The 16407-nt window shown below is 63.5% G+C and carries 14 protein-coding genes; 3 read left to right on the plus strand and 11 right to left on the minus strand.

Translation table 11 applies throughout. The features are described 5' to 3' along the window. Positions 1-12 precede the first annotated feature (12 nt). From DEM27_RS07620 to DEM27_RS07640, 5 genes are all read right to left on the minus strand, one after another. The gene (locus DEM27_RS07620; RefSeq protein WP_109457586.1) at positions 13-1326 is read right to left on the minus strand and encodes an ABC transporter substrate-binding protein; all 1314 of its coding nucleotides are present in this window, start codon (positions 1324-1326) and stop codon (positions 13-15) included. A gap of 147 nt (positions 1327-1473) precedes the next feature. Continuing rightward, positions 1474-2427, minus strand: coding sequence for a sugar-binding transcriptional regulator (locus DEM27_RS07625; RefSeq protein ID WP_109457587.1), 954 nt, complete (start codon positions 2425-2427; stop codon positions 1474-1476). Between the two features lie 90 nt (positions 2428-2517). After that, positions 2518-3174: an exopolysaccharide biosynthesis protein gene (locus DEM27_RS07630; protein WP_109457588.1), complete on the minus strand. Its 657-nt coding sequence runs from the start codon at positions 3172-3174 to the stop codon at positions 2518-2520. A gap of 71 nt (positions 3175-3245) precedes the next feature. Beyond that, the gene (locus tag DEM27_RS07635) at positions 3246-4802 is read right to left on the minus strand and encodes an amidase (RefSeq protein ID WP_109457589.1); all 1557 of its coding nucleotides are present in this window, start codon (positions 4800-4802) and stop codon (positions 3246-3248) included. 32 nt (positions 4803-4834) lie between these two features. After that, positions 4835-6346, minus strand: coding sequence for an alkaline phosphatase family protein (locus DEM27_RS07640; RefSeq protein ID WP_109457590.1), 1512 nt, complete (start codon positions 6344-6346; stop codon positions 4835-4837). A 320-nt stretch (positions 6347-6666) separates the two neighbouring features. Here DEM27_RS07640 and DEM27_RS07645 point away from each other — a divergent pair, with 320 nt between their 5' ends. From DEM27_RS07645 to DEM27_RS07655, 3 genes are all read left to right on the plus strand, one after another. Next, entirely contained in the window at positions 6667-7155 is a 489-nt protein-coding gene (locus DEM27_RS07645; RefSeq protein WP_109457591.1) for an Lrp/AsnC family transcriptional regulator, read from the plus strand. 147 nt (positions 7156-7302) lie between these two features. After that, the gene (locus DEM27_RS07650) at positions 7303-8682 is read left to right on the plus strand and encodes an aspartate aminotransferase family protein (protein ID WP_109457592.1); all 1380 of its coding nucleotides are present in this window, start codon (positions 7303-7305) and stop codon (positions 8680-8682) included. 145 nt (positions 8683-8827) lie between these two features. Continuing rightward, complete coding sequence (locus DEM27_RS07655; protein ID WP_109457593.1) at positions 8828-9652, plus strand: MerR family transcriptional regulator; 825 nt, start codon at positions 8828-8830, stop codon at positions 9650-9652. Between the two features lie 18 nt (positions 9653-9670). Here the strand turns inward: DEM27_RS07655 and DEM27_RS07660 are convergent, their stop codons facing one another. From DEM27_RS07660 to DEM27_RS07685, 6 genes are all read right to left on the minus strand, one after another. Continuing rightward, positions 9671-10987: a glutamine synthetase family protein gene (locus tag DEM27_RS07660; RefSeq protein WP_109457594.1), complete on the minus strand. Its 1317-nt coding sequence runs from the start codon at positions 10985-10987 to the stop codon at positions 9671-9673. A 14-nt stretch (positions 10988-11001) separates the two neighbouring features. After that, positions 11002-11862: a MurR/RpiR family transcriptional regulator gene (locus DEM27_RS07665; protein ID WP_245445706.1), complete on the minus strand. Its 861-nt coding sequence runs from the start codon at positions 11860-11862 to the stop codon at positions 11002-11004. 101 nt (positions 11863-11963) lie between these two features. Next, the gene (locus tag DEM27_RS07670; protein ID WP_109457595.1) at positions 11964-12857 is read right to left on the minus strand and encodes a DMT family transporter; all 894 of its coding nucleotides are present in this window, start codon (positions 12855-12857) and stop codon (positions 11964-11966) included. Positions 12858-13069: 212 nt separating this feature from the next. Beyond that, entirely contained in the window at positions 13070-14497 is a 1428-nt protein-coding gene (locus tag DEM27_RS07675; protein ID WP_109457596.1) for an aldehyde dehydrogenase family protein, read from the minus strand. Between the two features lie 129 nt (positions 14498-14626). Beyond that, positions 14627-15355 (minus strand): esterase family protein, encoded by a 729-nt coding sequence (locus tag DEM27_RS07680; RefSeq protein WP_109457597.1) that lies wholly within the window; start codon positions 15353-15355, stop codon positions 14627-14629. Then, a complete protein-coding gene (locus DEM27_RS07685; protein WP_109457598.1) occupies positions 15352-16317 on the minus strand; it encodes an acetylxylan esterase in 966 nt (321 codons plus the stop codon). The genes DEM27_RS07680 and DEM27_RS07685 overlap by 4 nt, the downstream gene beginning before the upstream one ends. Between the last annotated feature and the right edge of the window lie 90 nt (positions 16318-16407).

The following is a 16407-nucleotide window of genomic DNA, read 5'->3' on the forward strand; positions in this document are numbered from 1 at the left end:
CCTTGGGAGCCATTACTTGATGTAGCCGGCCTTGGTCATTTCGCGGGTGGTCAGCTGCTGGGCGCTCTGCAGCGCCTGGTCGACCGTGACCTGACCTGCGAGGGCTGCCGAGAACTGCTGGCCAACGGCCGTGCCGAGACCCTGGAATTCGGGAATGGCGACGAACTGCACGCCGACATAAGGCACCGGCTTGACGGCCGGGTTCTTCGGGTCAGCCGCGTTGATGGAGTCGAGCGTCATCTTCGCGAAAGGCGCCGCCTTCTGGTATTCCGGGTTTTCGTAGAGCGAGGTGCGCGTGCCCGGAGGAACGTTGGCCCAGCCTTCCTTGGAAGCCACGAGGTCGAGGTAAGCCTTGCTGGTTGCCCAGGAGACGAACTTTTCGGCCGCTTCCTGCTTCTGCGTGCCGGCGGGGATGGCGAGGTTCCAAGCCCAGAGCCAGTTGCCGCGCTTGCCGAGGCCAGTATCCGGAGCGAGCGCGAAGCCCACCTTGTCGGCAACCTTGGATTCCTTCGGGTTGGTCACGAAGGAAGCGGCCACAGTCGCATCGATCCACATGCCGCACTTGCCGGTCTGGAACAGAGCGAGGTTTTCATTGAAGCCGTTCGAGGAGGCGCCCGGAGGGCCGGCTTCGTTCAGCAGCTTGACGTAGAATTCAAGCGCGTTCTTCCATTCCGGCTGGTCGAACTGCGGCGTCCACTTCTCGTCGAACCAGCGGGCGCCGAAGGCGTTCGCGGTGGCCGTCAGGAAGGCCATGTTTTCGCCCCAGCCGGCCTTGCCGCGCAGGCAGATGCCGTAGACCTCGTTGCTCTTGTCGGTCATCTTGCGCGCCGCATCGGCAATGAACTCCCAGGTGGGCGCGTCGGGCATGGTCAGCCCGGCCTTTTCCATGAGGTCCTTGCGGTACATGACCATCGAGCTTTCGCCGTAGAACGGCGCGGCATACAGCTTGCCGTCCTCGCCGGTCAGGCCCGAGCGGATGGCCGGCAAAAGGTCGTCGACGTCGTAGTCGGCGCCGAGATTGTCGAGCGGCAGCAGCCAGCCCTGCTTGGCCCAGATCGGAACCTCATAGGTGCCGATGGTCATGATGTCGAACTGACCGCCCTTGGTGGCGATGTCGGTCGTTACCTTCTGGCGCAGGACGTTTTCTTCCAGCGTTACCCATTCCAGCTCGATGCCGGGGTTCTTTGAAGTGAAATCGTCCGTCAGCTTCTGCATGCGGATCATGTCGCCGTTGTTCACGGTCGCGATGGTCAGCGTTTCAGCGGAAGCCAGGCCGGCAAATGCCAGCGCCGAGCAGGCGCCGAGCAGAATAGTCTTCAATGTCATGTCTTCCTCCCAGAAGAAAAAAGAGTGAGCATTCGCTTTGCTCATGAGCAATTACTCATCTTTGCGCGAAAAAAGTCAATGCGGATTCGTTGCTGCAGCGCCGCAAAATAATGGTAAGCCGATGATTTTAAATGAAATAATTTATGCTCACGATTTGAGCAAATACTCAGCCGTCATCTCGTCGGTGATGATTCCATTGAGCATGCGCCCCTTCAGGGCGGCGCAGATGGCCTGGAACTTGCGCTTGCCCTTGGCGATGCCGATGACCACCGATGTCTCGCGCGAGGGCACGGGAACGCTCGCCACCCGTTCGTTGACGGGGTTGTCGAGCAACCGGCCGTTGCGGTCGAAGATCCAGCCGCAGATTTCTCCGATGGCGCCGGCGGAAACGAGGCTTGCCATTTCATCCTTCGCCAGGAAACCGTCGACGCACAGCGGCGCCTCCTGGCCCATTTCGCCGACACCGACGAAGGTTACGTTCGCCTGCGCGCCCAGCGCCAGCGTCGAGCGCACCAGTGCCTGTTCGTGCAGCAGTTCCCGCTCGGCGGCCGACGAGACGAGCACCGGCAGCGGCATCGGGAAATGCCGCGCCTTGATGGCATCGGCCATGCTGAAGACGACGTTGTAATAGGCGGCCGCGCCGTCCGGACCGATATTGCCGGTCAGCGAGACGACGCGGTGCTGCGGACAGTCGATCACCGGCAGCTGGTCGACGGCGGCCTTCAGCGTCCGGCCGGTGCCGACCGCCATGACGATCGGCTCCGGCTTCTTCAGCCAGCGTTCGATTTCCGCAGCCCCCGCTTCGGCAATACCGACCGTGGTCGAGGTCGAGGCCGGATCGCTGGGAACGATGTCGACATATTTCAGGTCGAATTTTTCCGAGAGATCGCGGGCAAGCTCCAGGCAGGCGGCGATCGGATGGTCGAGCCTGACCTTGATCAGCCGCTCGGCGACGGCAAGCGACACCAGGCGTTGCGCCGACTGGCGCGAAATCCCCATGGTCGTGGCGATCTCGTCCTGGGTCCGGCCGGCGACGTAATACAGCCAGCCGGCCCGCGCCGCCTCGTCAAGCCGTCCGCCACTATCCGATCGTTTTGCCATGACCCCGATCCGAGATTGTCCTCTTGCCGTTTGCTGCCATCTTCATGCCAGTCTGTCAAATGAGCAGGTGCGAAATCACCGCGCCGGGGGTCATGTGAAAGCCGTCGAGACCAACAGGACGAGCACTTTGAACAGGGCGTAGAGGACACCGGCGACAACGATGACGGAGACGATGGACAGCAGCCAGCCGATGATGGTGCAGAGCCCGTCCCTCTCCAGGATGCCGAAGGAAAACAGGCAGATGGCCAGTGCGGGCAAGATGTTTCCGAGCGGGATAGGCAAAGCCAGGATGACCGCAAGGCAGAAACAGGCGAATCCCACGAGATATTCCGCCGGCGGATAGACCAGCACCGTCAGCCGCGGTCTCAGCATGCGTTCGGCCCTCGCCAGCCAGGGCGCGATGCGGCGCACGACCGCTGCGAAATCCGCGCGTGACATCGATCGTTTCGCGATGAATTGCGGCAGCCACGGCGAATAGCCGAGCATCAGCTGCGCGGCCAGGAACACCAGCGGCGTGCCCAGCAAGGCCGAGGTCCCAGGCGGCGTCGGCACGACGTTCGGCAAGGCGAAGATCAACATCAGGGCGCCGAAGGCGCGGTCGCCAAGAGCCTGGAACAGGTCGCCGACGGAGACACGCTGGCGGCTTTCATCCGCCGCGATCGCCGCGAGGATCTGTGAAAGATGGCGCCCTGTCCGGCGGTCCCCGGTCTGCTCTGCCGTATCGCCGGCGGCGTCGTCATTGTCCATGAAACGGCGCTTCCATCTTCACCATCATCGTGCCTTGCTGTCCACGATCACAGCATGACGGGGGTTAAAGATCATGCCTGGCGAAGCACGGCGGAACGGCGGTGGCGGGTCGCCTGCTCGTAGTCATACGCCAGGGACAACAGTCCGGCCTCGCTGCAGGCGCGCCCGATGAAGATCAGGTTGAAGGGTTCGCCGCCCTCCAGATAACCGGCGGGAACGGTGACGCCCGGCAGTCCGGCAATATTGATTTCGGCCACCGTCGTCTCGCGGATGGAGATGCCCGCGCCGCGTTTCGGCGCCGGATCCATCATCTGCGGGAAAACAAGAGCATCGAGTGCCTTGTCCTGCATCACCGTGTTGAAGATCCGCAAATAGGCATCGCGCAGCAGGAAGAATGTTTCGAGCGTCGGCCGCGGCAGCGGATCGGCAAGGATGGCGACGAATTCCGGCAGGTCGTGCATATAGGCAAGCACGCCGCCGGGTGCGAACGGATTTTCGGCCTTGGTCGCTTCGGCAAAGGCCGCGAAGCTTTGCAGGGCGGCATCGGGGCCGAGATTACGCAGATATTGCTGCAGGTCGTAAGGAAGGCCTTCCATGCCGCGGATGTCGAAATCTTCGGCGCCGGCGGAGGTGCGCATCAGATCGGCAAAACCGCTTGCCGCGAACGGATCCTCGACAAGCGTCGCTCCCCGCCCGCGCAATTCGTCCTGCGCACGGCGATAGGCCGCATCGATCTCCGGATGCAGCGGCCGCCGGCGAAAACTTTCGCCGGGACGGCGCCAGCCGGGGCCGAACAGGCCAAGCCTTTTGCCCTGCAGGGACTGCGCATCGAGACCGGCGGCATAACCGCCCGCCGGGCGGCTGCCGAGACCGGCGACGGTCTTCGGATCGTTCGGCGAAAAACCGGCCATGACATCCAGCGCCAGGGCGGCATCCGTCACGCTGCGGGCAATCGGGCCGGCCACGTCGAGCGTGCTGCCGCCGAGCGGCATGATGCCGGTATTGGAGATCAGCCCGAAGGTCGGCTTGATGCCGACCAGCGCCTGCGCCGAGGCCGGATTCTGGATCGAACCGCCCGTTTCCTCGGCAAGGCCGATGATGGCGAAGCCGGCGGCGACGGCGGTGGCCGTTCCGGCGCTGCTGCCGCCCGGGACGAGCGTCGCATCGACGGCATTCAGCGTCGGGCCTGCCCAGCTGTCATCGGCATGGGTGCCGGTGGCGCTCAGCACCGGCACGTTGGTCTTGCCGAGAACGACGCAGCCGGCAGCGCGCATGCGCGCCACGACATCGCTGTCTCTCGCCGGAAGGAGGTCGATGCCGCCGGTGCGGCTGGACAGCAGCGACCATCCGCCGGTGGTCGGGAAACCGACCATATCCATCGTATCCTTGACGACGATGGGAATGCCGGCAAGCGGCCCGAGCGCCTCGCCCGCCGCGCGGCGGCGATCGATATCGCGCGCCTCGTCCAGCGCCTTTTCATTGAGGAAGATGATGGCGTTGTAGTACGGATTGAATTCGGCGATCCGGTCGAGGCAGGCCCGGGCAAGGCTTTCCGCAGTCAACTCGCCGCGTGCAAATGCCTGCTGCGCCGCGCTCACGGTCAATTCGGCAATATCGATGCCTGTCATGCGGTCTTCCCCTTTTTCCGTACTCCAAACGCCTAGCGGCGCCCGCGCACCGGTCCGTTTTCCGTCAGTTCCGTATAGGCCAGCGTCTGGTCGAGGTGCCGCGCCCGCAAGGACAAAAGCTTTTCGGCATAAGCGAGCCGCGTGCCGAGATAGGCCGGGTCGTCGGCGACATTCCGCAATTCACCGGGATCCTTGCCGAGATCGAAGAGCAGTGGCCGCATGCCGGCAAAATGTACGTATTTGAACGCCGCATCGCGATAGACCGAAAGGTTGCAGGCATTCGACGGCAGGCCGAAATGCGCCTCCTGCCGCCCGCGGGCGATATCGCGGAAATCGAACTCCCAGAACGCACCGTCGCGCCAGACGGCCGGCGCTTCACCGGCGAGAAAACCGGAGAGGGATGCGCCGTCGAAATGCCCTTCCGGACTTTCGCCCAGCCTTTCGCAGAGCGTCGGGAAAATATCGGTGGCAGAGGTGAATTGCTCCACCTGCCCGCCGCCTACCTTCGAGGCGGGATCGCGGATCACCAGCGGGATATGATAGGAGCCGTCGAAGAAACCGCTCTTGCCGAAGGACCAGTGGTCGCCCGCCATCTCGGCATGATCCGAGGTGAAGACGATGACGGTGTTGTCCCACGCCCCCCTGTCCCGCAGCGCCTGCCAGAGGCGGCCGAGCTGTGCATCGACTTCCGAAATCATGCCGTAATAGACCGCGCGGAGCGTCGCGAATTCCTGTGCGCTCCAGTCGCCCACCCCACCCTTGGCGTCAAAGACGAAGGCACCCTTCGGCTGGCGGTCGAGATCATAGGCGAGATAGGGGTGCTGCGCTTTTTCGCGGTCCCGGTCGGCATGGCGGACGAAGGTATCGTCCTGCGGCGGTGCGTACATGGTGTTGTAGGGTGCCGGCACGACGAAGGGCGGATGCGGCCGGAGAAAGGAGATATGCGCAAACCACGGCGCCTCCTGCTCGCCGAGCCAGCGGATGAATTCGCCGGTGAGGAACGCAGTCTGCGTTTCGTCCTGCGCATAGGCAGGCGCTCCGGCGTTCACCTCGGGCAGGTCGCCTACGGGCTTGTGGACGCTGCGGTCCGTCGCATCCGCATGGCCGCGGTCGCGCAGCCAGGAAAGCCATTGCTTTTCATGTTCCGGCAGGAGCTGGCGCGCCGTAAAGCCGGGAAGCACGCCCTCGTAGCTGGTGAGATGCAGATCGCCGGGGGCAAGGCGGCGCGGGTCCGGTGCGGTATCGGTGTAGCCGAACAGCGTCGGATCGTACCCTGCCCGCCGCGCCATCAAGGCGATATTGTCGAAGCGGGCATCGAGCGGCGAACCGTTGCGGCAGACGCGGTGGTTCATCTGGTAGAGCCCGGTATAAAGGCTGGCGCGCGCCGGCGAACAGGGCGCGGCACCGGCATAGTGGCGCCGGAACAGGGTTCCCTCGCCGGCCAGCGCATCGACATTCGGAGTTTTGACGACCGGATGTCCAACGGCGGACAGGCAATCGCCCCGCCATTGGTCGGCAGTGATCAGGAGAATATTCGGTCTCATACGACGCTCGACACTCCGAAAGAAAACAGCACGCCTGCTGTTTAAACACCGCCTGCCGCAACGGCAACCGGAAAGGAACTGCGGCAAGGCCGCAGCCTTCCGAACGACCATCTTTACGGTGCTCCGGCTCGTTCTTGCCGTCGGTGCGCTTGCCGTCCCGGACAACACATGCAATCTGGTCCGCAGGCAGAAACAGGCTTGGCAACCGCCAGGAACAGGTAGGAAAACCCGCGCGTCATGATCTCCACACCGGTCAGAATCGGTCCTGCCGCACCACGCCGGCATTGCTGCGCCGCCATGCCGGGCATGAGCATCCCCGCATGAAACTCGATGCCATCGACCTGCGCATTCTCGACGTCATCCAGCGCGACGGCCGCATCACCAAGCTGGCGTTGGCCGAACAGGTGGGCCTTTCGCCGACGCCCTGCTGGATGCGCCTGCGCAAGCTGGAAAAGGCAGGTATCATCATCGGTTACCACGCCGCCGTCGCCGTGCGGCGCCTGGCGCCGGTCGCCAGCGTGATGATGGAAGTCACCCTCGGCAATCACCGCCAGGCGGATTTCGACAAGTTCGAGCGCGCTGTCATGGCGATCCCGGAGGTAACGGCCTGCTGGTCCGTCGGCGGCGGCGTCGATTACATCCTCAAGATCATGACCTCCGACATCGACGCCTATCAGCGCCTCGTCGACAGCCTGCTCGACCGCGAACTGGGCATCGACCGCTACTTCACCTATATCGTCACCAAAACCGTAAAGGAGGAGACAGCACTGCCTCTTGCCAGCCTGCTCGGCGGCGATCAGCCGACATAGAGACTTTCTCTCTTCGGGCGACCGGATTCAGTCGATTTCTCTTTTCGTGCGAGAGGGATTGGACTCACTCTCTCCCTCGATCCTGCGACACTTTCACAAACATAACTGCCGCCTGAAACGCAATACGAAAACACCGAGAGGACGACGATGCTCGACAGAAGCAACGAACTCACCGCCTGGGACCGCGATCATTTCTTCCATCCCTCGACACATATGGGCATGCATGCCCGCGGCGAAACGCCGACGCGGGTGATAGCGGGCGGCGAAGGCGTGTACATCACCGATGCCAGCGGCAAGACCAGCCTCGATGCCTTTGCCGGGCTCTATTGCGTCAATGTCGGCTACGGCCGGCAGAAGATCGCCGATGCCATCGCCGCGCAGGCAAGGAACCTCGCATACTACCATGCCTATGTCGGCCACGGCACGGAAGCCTCGATCACACTCTCCAAGATGATCATCGACCGTGCACCGCAAGGCATGAGCCGCGTCTATTTCGGCCTTTCCGGCTCGGATGCCAACGAGACCAACATCAAGCTGATCTGGTATTACAACAACATCCTCGGCCGCCCGGAAAAGAAGAAGATCATTTCGCGCTGGCGCGGCTACCACGGCTCAGGCGTCATGACCGGTTCGCTGACCGGCCTTGCGCTGTTCCACAATGCCTTCGACCTGCCGCGGGCGCCGATCCTGCATACGGAAGCACCCTATTATTTCCGCCGGCCGGATCGCACGATGATTGAGGACCAGTTCTCGCAACATTGTGCCGACAGGCTGGAGGAGATGATCCTTGCCGAAGGGCCGGATACCATCGCCGCCTTCATCGGCGAGCCGATCCTCGGCACCGGCGGTATCGTGCCGCCGCCGGCGGGTTACTGGCAGAAGATCCAGGCCGTTCTCGATAAATACGACATCCTGCTCGTCGCCGACGAGGTCGTCACCGGCTTCGGCCGCCTCGGCACCATGTTCGGCTCCGACCACTACGGCATGAAGCCCGACCTGATCACCATCGCCAAGGGCCTGACGTCGGCCTATGCGCCGCTCTCCGGCGTCATCGTCTCCGACAAGGTCTGGCAGGTGCTGGTGCAGGGTTCCGACCAGCTCGGCGCCATCGGCCATGGCTGGACCTATGCCGCCCATCCGATCTGCGCTGCCGCCGGCGTCGCCAATCTCGAAGTGATCGACGAACTCGGCCTGGTGGACAATGCCGGCTCGACCGGCGCCTATTTCCGCTCCGAGCTGACGAAGGCGCTTGCCGGCCACAAGCATGTCGGTGACGTCCGTGGCGACGGCATGCTCGCTGCCGTCGAATTCGTCGAGGACAAGGACGACCGCGCCTTCTTCGATCCGGGCAAAAAAATCGGCCCGCAGGTCGCCGCCGCCCTGCTGGAACGCGGCGTCATCGGCCGGGCCATGCCGCAGGGCGATATCCTCGGTTTCGCGCCGCCGCTCTGCCTGACACGCGAAGAGGCCGATATCGTCGTCAAGGCCGCGACAGAGGCCGTCGACGGCGTGTTCGCCAACATCTGATACCCCGCAAGAATGCGGATCGGGAAAGATACCCGGTCCGCATCCGGCTGCCCTCAAGCAAATCCCCGCTGCTTCGGCCAACCCAATTCCGTTTCCGGCAAAACCTGTGTTAAGCAGAACTTTGACGCGGTGCGAAAGGTTGCGGATGAGAAGCATGCAGACTGTGCGCTACAAGGTGGCGGAAGCCGCGCGGCTGGCGGGCGTTTCTGCCTCGACGCTACGGCTCTGGGAGAGCCAGGGTCTCGTCGTGCCCGACCGTTCCGAAACCGGCCACCGGCAATACAGCGCCGACGACGTGGCGCGCCTGAAGCGGATTTCCTGGCTGCGCAGCGAACGAGGCCTCAACCCTGCCGCCATCCGGGAAGCGCTGGAGGCGGAAGACCCGCCGGCAAAATCCGACAACGGCGTAACCGACGCAGACGCGCCGCAGCACGATCTCGGCCGCAAGCTGCGCAGCCTGCGCCACGGCCTCGGCAAGACGCTGGACGATGTTGCCGGCGAGGTCGGCATCGCGCCGTCCATCCTGTCGACGCTGGAGCGTACGTCGCAGGGCGTAACCTTCAAGGTGCTGCACGATCTCGCCGAATATTACGGCACCACCGTTTCCCGCCTCTCCGGCGAGGAAAGCCACGAGGCCCGCGAGGTGGTGCGCAGCGGCGAGTGGCGCGCCTGGCCGGCGACATCCCCCGGCGTCACCGTCCAGCTCCTGGCCGAAGGCCAGTTGATGATGGATTGCCATCGCTTCGTGCTCGCCCCCGGCGCCTCCAGCGACGGCGCCTACAAGCACGAGGGCGAAGAATTCGTCCATGTGCTGTCCGGGCGGATCGAGATGGTGCTCGATGGCGACCAGTTCTTCGATCTCGGCCCCGGCGATTCGCTCTATTTCGCCAGCCAGCGGCAGCACTCCTGGCGCAACCGCCATGACGGCGAGACCGTGCTGCTGTGGATCAACACGCCGCCGACCTTCTGACCGACGACATCAGGCAAATCAATAGACCTCTTCGTAGGCGGCGCAGACGTCTTTCAGCTCGCGGCCCTTGAGGTGGTCGATCTCGCCGAGCTTGTGCTTGACATAGACGTCGGCAAACCCCTGCGGGAACCAGCCGGTGACGGTGTCGTTTGCCTCGAACCGCTTCAGCGCCTCTTCGAGCGTCGTCGGCAGGCGTTTGTAGCCGCGTTCGGCCAGGGCGGCCGGATCGAGCAGAGACAGGTCCTCCTGCGTCGCCTCCGGCACCGGCAGCCCTTCCTCGATGCCCTGCACGCCGGCATGGATGATGGCGGCAAGCTGCAGATAGGGGCTGGCAGTGGCATCGGCGGCGCGGAATTCGAAGTTGAACTGCGCGGCCTTGGCGATATCAGAGAGATCGGAGACCGGGCAGATGCGCACCGAGGCCTCGCGGTCGCGGAAACCGAGATTGTTGAAGGCGGCACTCCAGCGATGCGGCGTCAGCCGCAGATAGGAAACGACGCTCGGCGCCGTGATCGCCGTGATCGCATCGAGATATTTCAAAACGCCGGCAACGAACTGGCCGGCGACCGGCGACAGTTCGTGTTTGCCGGCCGGGTCCCAGGTTGCCGGCTTGCCGTCGCTATCCAGGAAACTCATATGGATGTGCACGCCATTGCCGACGCCGGCCGGATCGCGGATCGGCGTGAATGTCACCGTTTCATCGTGCGCCAGCGCCGTGCTTCGCACCACCTCGCGCAAGATGACGGCCTCGTCGGCAAAACGGATGCCGGCCTTGGGACCGATCGTCACTTCGTATTGGTCGGCGCCATGTTCCTTCATGAACGTGTCGGGGCTGATACCGGCAGCGCGCATCGCCGCGATCAGCGCCTCGCCGAAGGCCCGGCGCATCCGGAAACCGGCCAGCGAGAACGAATTGCCCGGCGCCATCACCGGTCCGCCGAACTGGAATTCGTGCTCGAAGGCGCCGAACAGCGTCAGCCCGGTGACCCGCTTCAGCCGATCGAGCGCCGCCTGCAGCAGCGACCGGGTGCAGAATTCCCACGGCCGGCCGTCGGTATAACGGATGTTGCCGAGCACGAACTGTTCCGGCGGAACACCGTCGCCCTCGGTGGCGATCGCCACCCTGGTAGCGGGATCGGGAATAAGCACGAGGTCGCCCAGAGAACCGAAGGGGCTGTCGGAAATCGAATCGAAGCAGGTGATCTGGACATTGGTGGGCGTCCAGCCGATACCGCGATGCTGGCGCTTTTCCAGCTGCGACGCGGGAAACGCCTTGCCGCGCGTCTTTCCGGCCAGGTCGTTGGTGCAGGCCACCATCAGGTCTTCACGGTGCATCGAAATTCCCCTTTCTAGATATCGTCTTCGACCGGCCGGTCGAGGCGCAGGCCGTCCCACTGGCTGAGGCGTTTTTGCGTCGCTTCCCAATCCGTTTCCGAAACCCTGACGATCAGCGCCTCCAGAAAGGCGATCGCCGCCACCACCGTGTCCCAGGCCGTGCCGGAATCGATCGGCAGGGCGATGACATGGCTGCTGTCACGGGCAATCGGCGACAGCCAGCGGTCGGTGACGAGGACGATCGTCGCCTGAGAATGCGTCGCGATGCGATGCGCCAGCTCGGCAAGATTGGGCTGGTAACGGCGGAAATCGAACAGAACCACCACATCCTTCCTGCGCATCTGCAGCATCGCATCCGGCCAGATTTCCGGATTGGCGGGAATATGCTGGATGCGGGCGCGGATCTGGCGGAGATGGATCGACAGGTAGCCGGCGAGGCTGTCGCTGACGCGCCCGCCCAGCAGGAAAACATGGCGTGCAGGATCGGCCAGCAATGCCGCCACGGTATCGAACTGCTCCTGCGACACCGTCTCGGCCATCTCGGCGATGACGCCGGAGAGGCGCGAGGCATAATCGCTGAGAAATTGCGAATGGCCGACGGGCACCTGGCTGGATTTCAGGTCGAGCGGCGAACGCTTGCCCTCCTTCAGTTCGGCGATCAGCTGCCGCTGGAAATCCTGGAAACCGCCACAGCCGAGCTTGGCAACGAAACGGGTGATCGACGGCGCGCTGACGCCGGTCTTGGCCGCCAGATCCTGAATCGTCTGCAGCGCGGTGAACGGATAATCCGCAAGGATCGCACCGGCGATCTTGCGTTCGCTGGCGGTCAGATTGTCCGTCGCCTGCTGTATGAGTTCGCGGATGGTCAATGCCACGCCGGTCACGCTCCCCTGTTGTTGCAGAAGAAGTGACGCATTGAAAAAATTTAGTCAAACGGAAAATTTTTCAGCTTTATGACTGAAAATATTCGCCCGCCTCACGCGTGGACCGCAACCTCCGTCGAGCGGTTGCGGCGGATCTCGGCGAAGATGTGGCCGAAAAGGGCGAGCAGCACGATCGGCCCGCCGATCATCGTCGAGCGCGCCGGCACCTCGTCCATGAAGATCCACACCCAGAGCGGCGTCAACGGCACTTCGAGCGCCGTCAACAGGCTGGCATCGGCGGCGGGAATCCAGCGCGAGCCGAAGGTATAGAGGATGAGGCCGAGGGAATTCTGCACCACGGCAAACAGCACGACCAGACCGACATCGTGGCCGCTGAGGGCGAGCGGCGTGGCGAACCAGATGGTGCAGAGCGAGCAGAGCCAGGCGGAGGAAAACATCGCCGGCAGCATATGCACGTCGCGATGCTTGCGCATGATGGTGGCAAGTGCCGCGACCGTCAGCGTCATGACCAGCGCCAGCCCCTTGCCGAGCAGGCTGCCGCCGCCGCCTTCGTCCATCAGCATGACGAGCACGCCGGCCATGGCGACGGAGGCGGCAATCAGCGTCGACCGGCTGGGTTTCTCGCCGATGTAGAGATAGGCGACACCGGCGGTCACGAAGGGCACGGTCGCATAGATGACCATCGCATCGGCCACCGAGGTGTAATAGATCGAACCGAGGCCGGAAATCATGCTCGCCGCCGAAAAGAAGGTGGCGGCAATGGTCGGCCAGCGGACGGCCCGCAGGATCGCCCAGGCGCGGCTGCGTTCGAGATAGAGGAAGAACAGGAAGGTGGCGAGGCCGGAGACGATGCCGCGGGTGGCGACGATGGTCATCAGGTCGGCTTGGATCGCCCGCATGAACAGCCCCGACGACGACCAGGCAAGCGCCGACAACGCCACATAGGTCAAGCCCAGGCGATATTGCTTCTGCTCGGTCAGCGTCATGATAAGGCTTTCAAACTATTTGAGGCCTCAACGTGTTAGCCGCACCGCACGGTTGCGACAAGCAGGCGGCAGGCTTTGCAGAAGAATTGCGTTCGGGTGTGTCTTTTAAAGCAACGCTCGATGTCAGTGGCTCGGGCCGGGCGGCGTGCTGAAATCATCCCCGGCAGGGACGAGGCAGCGCCGGCCGAAGCCGGCGCCACTGATGGATGCGATTACGACTCGTAACCGACGACGCTCTTGATTTCGAGGAAATCGTGGATGCCGAAATCGGCATATTCGCGGCCGTTGCCCGACTGCTTGTAGCCGCCGAACGAAGAGTTGGTGTCCCAGTCCGGATAGTTCAGGTAGACCGAGCCGGCGCGCATGCGCGAGGCGACCTTGCGGGCATGGGCGATATCCCCCGACTGGATGTAGGCGGCAAGGCCGTACACCGTGTCGTTGGCGATGCGGATGGCGTCCTCTTCGTCCTTGTAGGAGATGATCGACAGCACCGGTCCGAAGATTTCCTCGCGGGCGATGGTCATCTCAGGCGTGACGTGGCCGAAGACGGTCGGACGGATGTAATAACCGCGATTCAGGCCTTCCGGCCGGCCGAGGCCGCCGGTGACCACGGTGGCGCCTTCCTTGATGCCGCTTTCGATCAGGCGCTGCACCTTGTCGAACTGCAGCTGGCTGACGACCGGGCCGAGCACGGTGTCTTCCGACTTCGGATCGCCGACCTTGAAGGGTTCGGCCGCCTTGCGGGCAATATCCAGCGCCTCGTCATGGCGATCGGCCGGAACCAGCATGCGCGTCGGCGCATCGCAGGACTGGCCGGTGTTGCCGAAGCAGCCTTCGACGCCCTTGGTGACCGCCGTTTCGAGATCGGCGTCCGGCAGGATGATGTTGGCCGACTTGCCGCCGAGCTCCTGCGCCACGCGCTTGACCGTATCGGCCGCCGTCTTGGCGACGATGATGCCGGCGCGGGTCGAGCCGGTGAAGGACACCATGTCGACATCCGGATGGCCGGACATCACCTGGCCGACATCCGGGCCGGTGCCGTTGACAAGGTTGAACACGCCCTTCGGCACGCCGGCGGCTTCCATGACCTCGGCAAAGACGATGCCGCTGATCGGGGCGATTTCCGACGGCTTCAGCACCACGGTGCAGCCCGCCGCGATGGCCGGCGCCACCTTGCAGACGATCTGGTTGAGCGGCCAGTTCCACGGCGTGATCAGCGCGCAGACGCCAATCGGCTCCTTGACCACCATCGTCTTGCCACGCTGATGGCTGAACTCGTAGTTTTCCAGCGCTGCGATGGTCGATTCCATATGGGCGCGGCCGGCCCAGGCCTGGGCATCGCGGGCGAAGGACAGAGGTGCGCCCATTTCATCGGAAACAGCCTGGGCGATGTCTTCGAAACGTTCGTTGTAGACTTCCAGGATACGCTTCAGCAGCGCCAGGCGTTCGGCCTGCGTCGTGCGGGAAAACGTCTCGAAGGCGGCTTTGGCCGCAGCCACGGCCTTGTCGACATCACCCTTCGAGCCGACGGAAATCTGCGTGTAGGCTTCTTCGGTCGCCGGATTGATCACATCGAGCGTTGCCGGGATCACCGGATCGACCCATTCGCCGTTGATGAAGAATTTCTGGTGATTGCTCATCGTGCACTCCCGTTTGGCCGAATATCCTCGGCTTCTGATTTCGGCCGGCACTATCGTGCAGGCGCAAGCGCATCGCAAGCCGAAGAGCAAGATTTTCCTGCGCGACGCGTCGTCGCCCCGCAGCAGGGCTCAGATGTAAAGCGGCGCCATCTGCCTCCAGGCGCTGCCGCGGTGGGCGCGGCCATCCCAGAGATGCAGCCGATGGCCGACCTGCTTTTCGGTCAGGATGCGGCTCAGATGATGATTGTTGTCGAGGAAAGGATCGCCGTTGCCGATCGTCAGCACGATGTCCACCTGGCGCAGGTGCCGGAGACGCTGCTCGCAATGCAGGCCGGGCAGGAAATGCGCCGGTGTGTGGTAATAGACTACATCGTCGTAATAACCGTCGAAAAGATCGCCAAAACTTTCGACCTTCATCGTCAGGTCGTATCGGCCGGAAAAGGCGACGAGCTTGCGAAACAGGTGCGGATGGCGGAAGACGAGGCTTGCCGCCTGGAACGCGCCGAGGCTGCAGCCCTGGACGATGGTGCAGTCATGCCCATTCTTCTGGGCCATCAACGGCAGGACTTCGTGGAGGATGTAATCTTCAAGTGCCGCATGGCGGCGGATGCGGTCGGCCGGATGGCTGTGGCGGCCGTAAAAACTCTCGTTCGCCAGTCCCTCGATGCAATAGAGCTGCAACTGGCCGGCGCGGACCTTGTCCGCCAGGCTGGCGACGATTCCCAACTGCTCGTATTCCCAGAAACGGCCGTCGCGCGTCGGAAACATCAGCACATTCGCGCCGGCGTGGCCGAACACGAGCAGTTCCATATCCCGGTTCAGGCGATGGCTGTACCAACGAAAATATTCGCGATTCATAATGCCTTGAAGAAAAGACTGAGCCTGTCGAGAAGCACGGCATTTTGCCGTGCCGCCTCAGGATAGTCGAAATGCCCGGCATCCAGGATGAAGATTTCATTAAATTTTGATTGCGGCAGGGCATTGGCGACGGCGAACTGGCAGGGCGGCGCCACCGCCGGATCGAAGAGGGCGACCGCCGCCAGCATCGGCACGGTGATCCGGCGTGCCGCGCAGGCCGCATCGTAGAGGCGCAAGGTCTCGAAGACACTGCCATGGTGCTTCTGGTAGGCCTGCACCGCGGCAGCGCTGCCGGTAGTCGGCAGGCCGAGCCAGCGCTTGCGGTCGCCGAAGGTAGGCACGGTCAGCTGGCCGCGCCGGATACGTTCATCGAAGGGAATGGCGAGCGCGCCGATGCCGCCGCCGAAACTGATGCCGCTGTAGCCGATATGGCCGTCGAGCCCGGGATAAAGGGCAAGCAGGGCCGAGACGGCGAGCCACAGGTCCTCGACGCAGCCGCCGATGACGTAGCGTTCCGGCTTGTCGATGTCATGCAGCACATGGAAGAACGCATTCGCGGAGATCGGCGGATGCGGGCTGCGCGACAGGCCGCGAAAGCAGGGAAAGAGGATCGCCGTCTCTTCCAGCGGCAGGTCGAAATCCGGCTGGTCGCGGCCGCCGTAACCGTGGCCGACGACAAGTCCCCGACGCACCGGCCCGTCCTTCGGCAACAGCAGCCAGCCGCCGATCCGGACGCCGCCCGTCGAGGTGTAGACGATATCCAGCACCTGCCAATCCGGATGCTTGCTGTCGCTCGCCTTCAGTTCCGGATGTGGATCGACCGCGAGTGCCTGAAGGTAGCGTTTCTGCCAGAATGCTTCGAAACCCGCCGGCGCCTCCGGCGGCGCGATGGCCCGAAGATCGGCAAGCGTCAGGCCATAGGCGGGATCGAAGGCGAAGGGATGGGGCGTCGGAATGCTCATGCAGCCCTTGTTTCGCGAAACGGGCGGCAATGCAAGGCAACGAGCGGGCCGGAACGCTTTGCCGGATTGCCGGAAAAACGCCCCGTTTCG

The sequence above is a fragment of the Rhizobium album genome, from assembly GCF_003122325.1.
In the GTDB taxonomy this organism is placed as follows: domain Bacteria; phylum Pseudomonadota; class Alphaproteobacteria; order Rhizobiales; family Rhizobiaceae; genus Metarhizobium; species Metarhizobium album.

Excerpts from the sequence above, each read along its gene's own strand:
- DEM27_RS07620 (WP_109457586.1), bottom strand. The coding sequence starts at position 1,326 with ATGACATTGAAGACTATTCTGCTCGGCGCCTGCTCGGCGCTGGCATTT.
- DEM27_RS07625 (WP_109457587.1), bottom strand. The coding sequence starts at position 2,427 with ATGGCAAAACGATCGGATAGTGGCGGACGGCTTGACGAGGCGGCGCGG.
- DEM27_RS07630 (WP_109457588.1), bottom strand. The coding sequence starts at position 3,174 with ATGGACAATGACGACGCCGCCGGCGATACGGCAGAGCAGACCGGGGAC.
- DEM27_RS07635 (WP_109457589.1), bottom strand. The coding sequence starts at position 4,802 with ATGACAGGCATCGATATTGCCGAATTGACCGTGAGCGCGGCGCAGCAG.
- DEM27_RS07640 (WP_109457590.1), bottom strand. The coding sequence starts at position 6,346 with ATGAGACCGAATATTCTCCTGATCACTGCCGACCAATGGCGGGGCGAT.
- DEM27_RS07645 (WP_109457591.1), top strand. The coding sequence starts at position 6,667 with ATGAAACTCGATGCCATCGACCTGCGCATTCTCGACGTCATCCAGCGC.
- DEM27_RS07650 (WP_109457592.1), top strand. The coding sequence starts at position 7,303 with ATGCTCGACAGAAGCAACGAACTCACCGCCTGGGACCGCGATCATTTC.
- DEM27_RS07655 (WP_109457593.1), top strand. The coding sequence starts at position 8,828 with ATGAGAAGCATGCAGACTGTGCGCTACAAGGTGGCGGAAGCCGCGCGG.
- DEM27_RS07660 (WP_109457594.1), bottom strand. The coding sequence starts at position 10,987 with ATGCACCGTGAAGACCTGATGGTGGCCTGCACCAACGACCTGGCCGGA.
- DEM27_RS07670 (WP_109457595.1), bottom strand. The coding sequence starts at position 12,857 with ATGACGCTGACCGAGCAGAAGCAATATCGCCTGGGCTTGACCTATGTG.
- DEM27_RS07675 (WP_109457596.1), bottom strand. The coding sequence starts at position 14,497 with ATGAGCAATCACCAGAAATTCTTCATCAACGGCGAATGGGTCGATCCG.
- DEM27_RS07680 (WP_109457597.1), bottom strand. The coding sequence starts at position 15,355 with ATGAATCGCGAATATTTTCGTTGGTACAGCCATCGCCTGAACCGGGAT.
- DEM27_RS07685 (WP_109457598.1), bottom strand. The coding sequence starts at position 16,317 with ATGAGCATTCCGACGCCCCATCCCTTCGCCTTCGATCCCGCCTATGGC.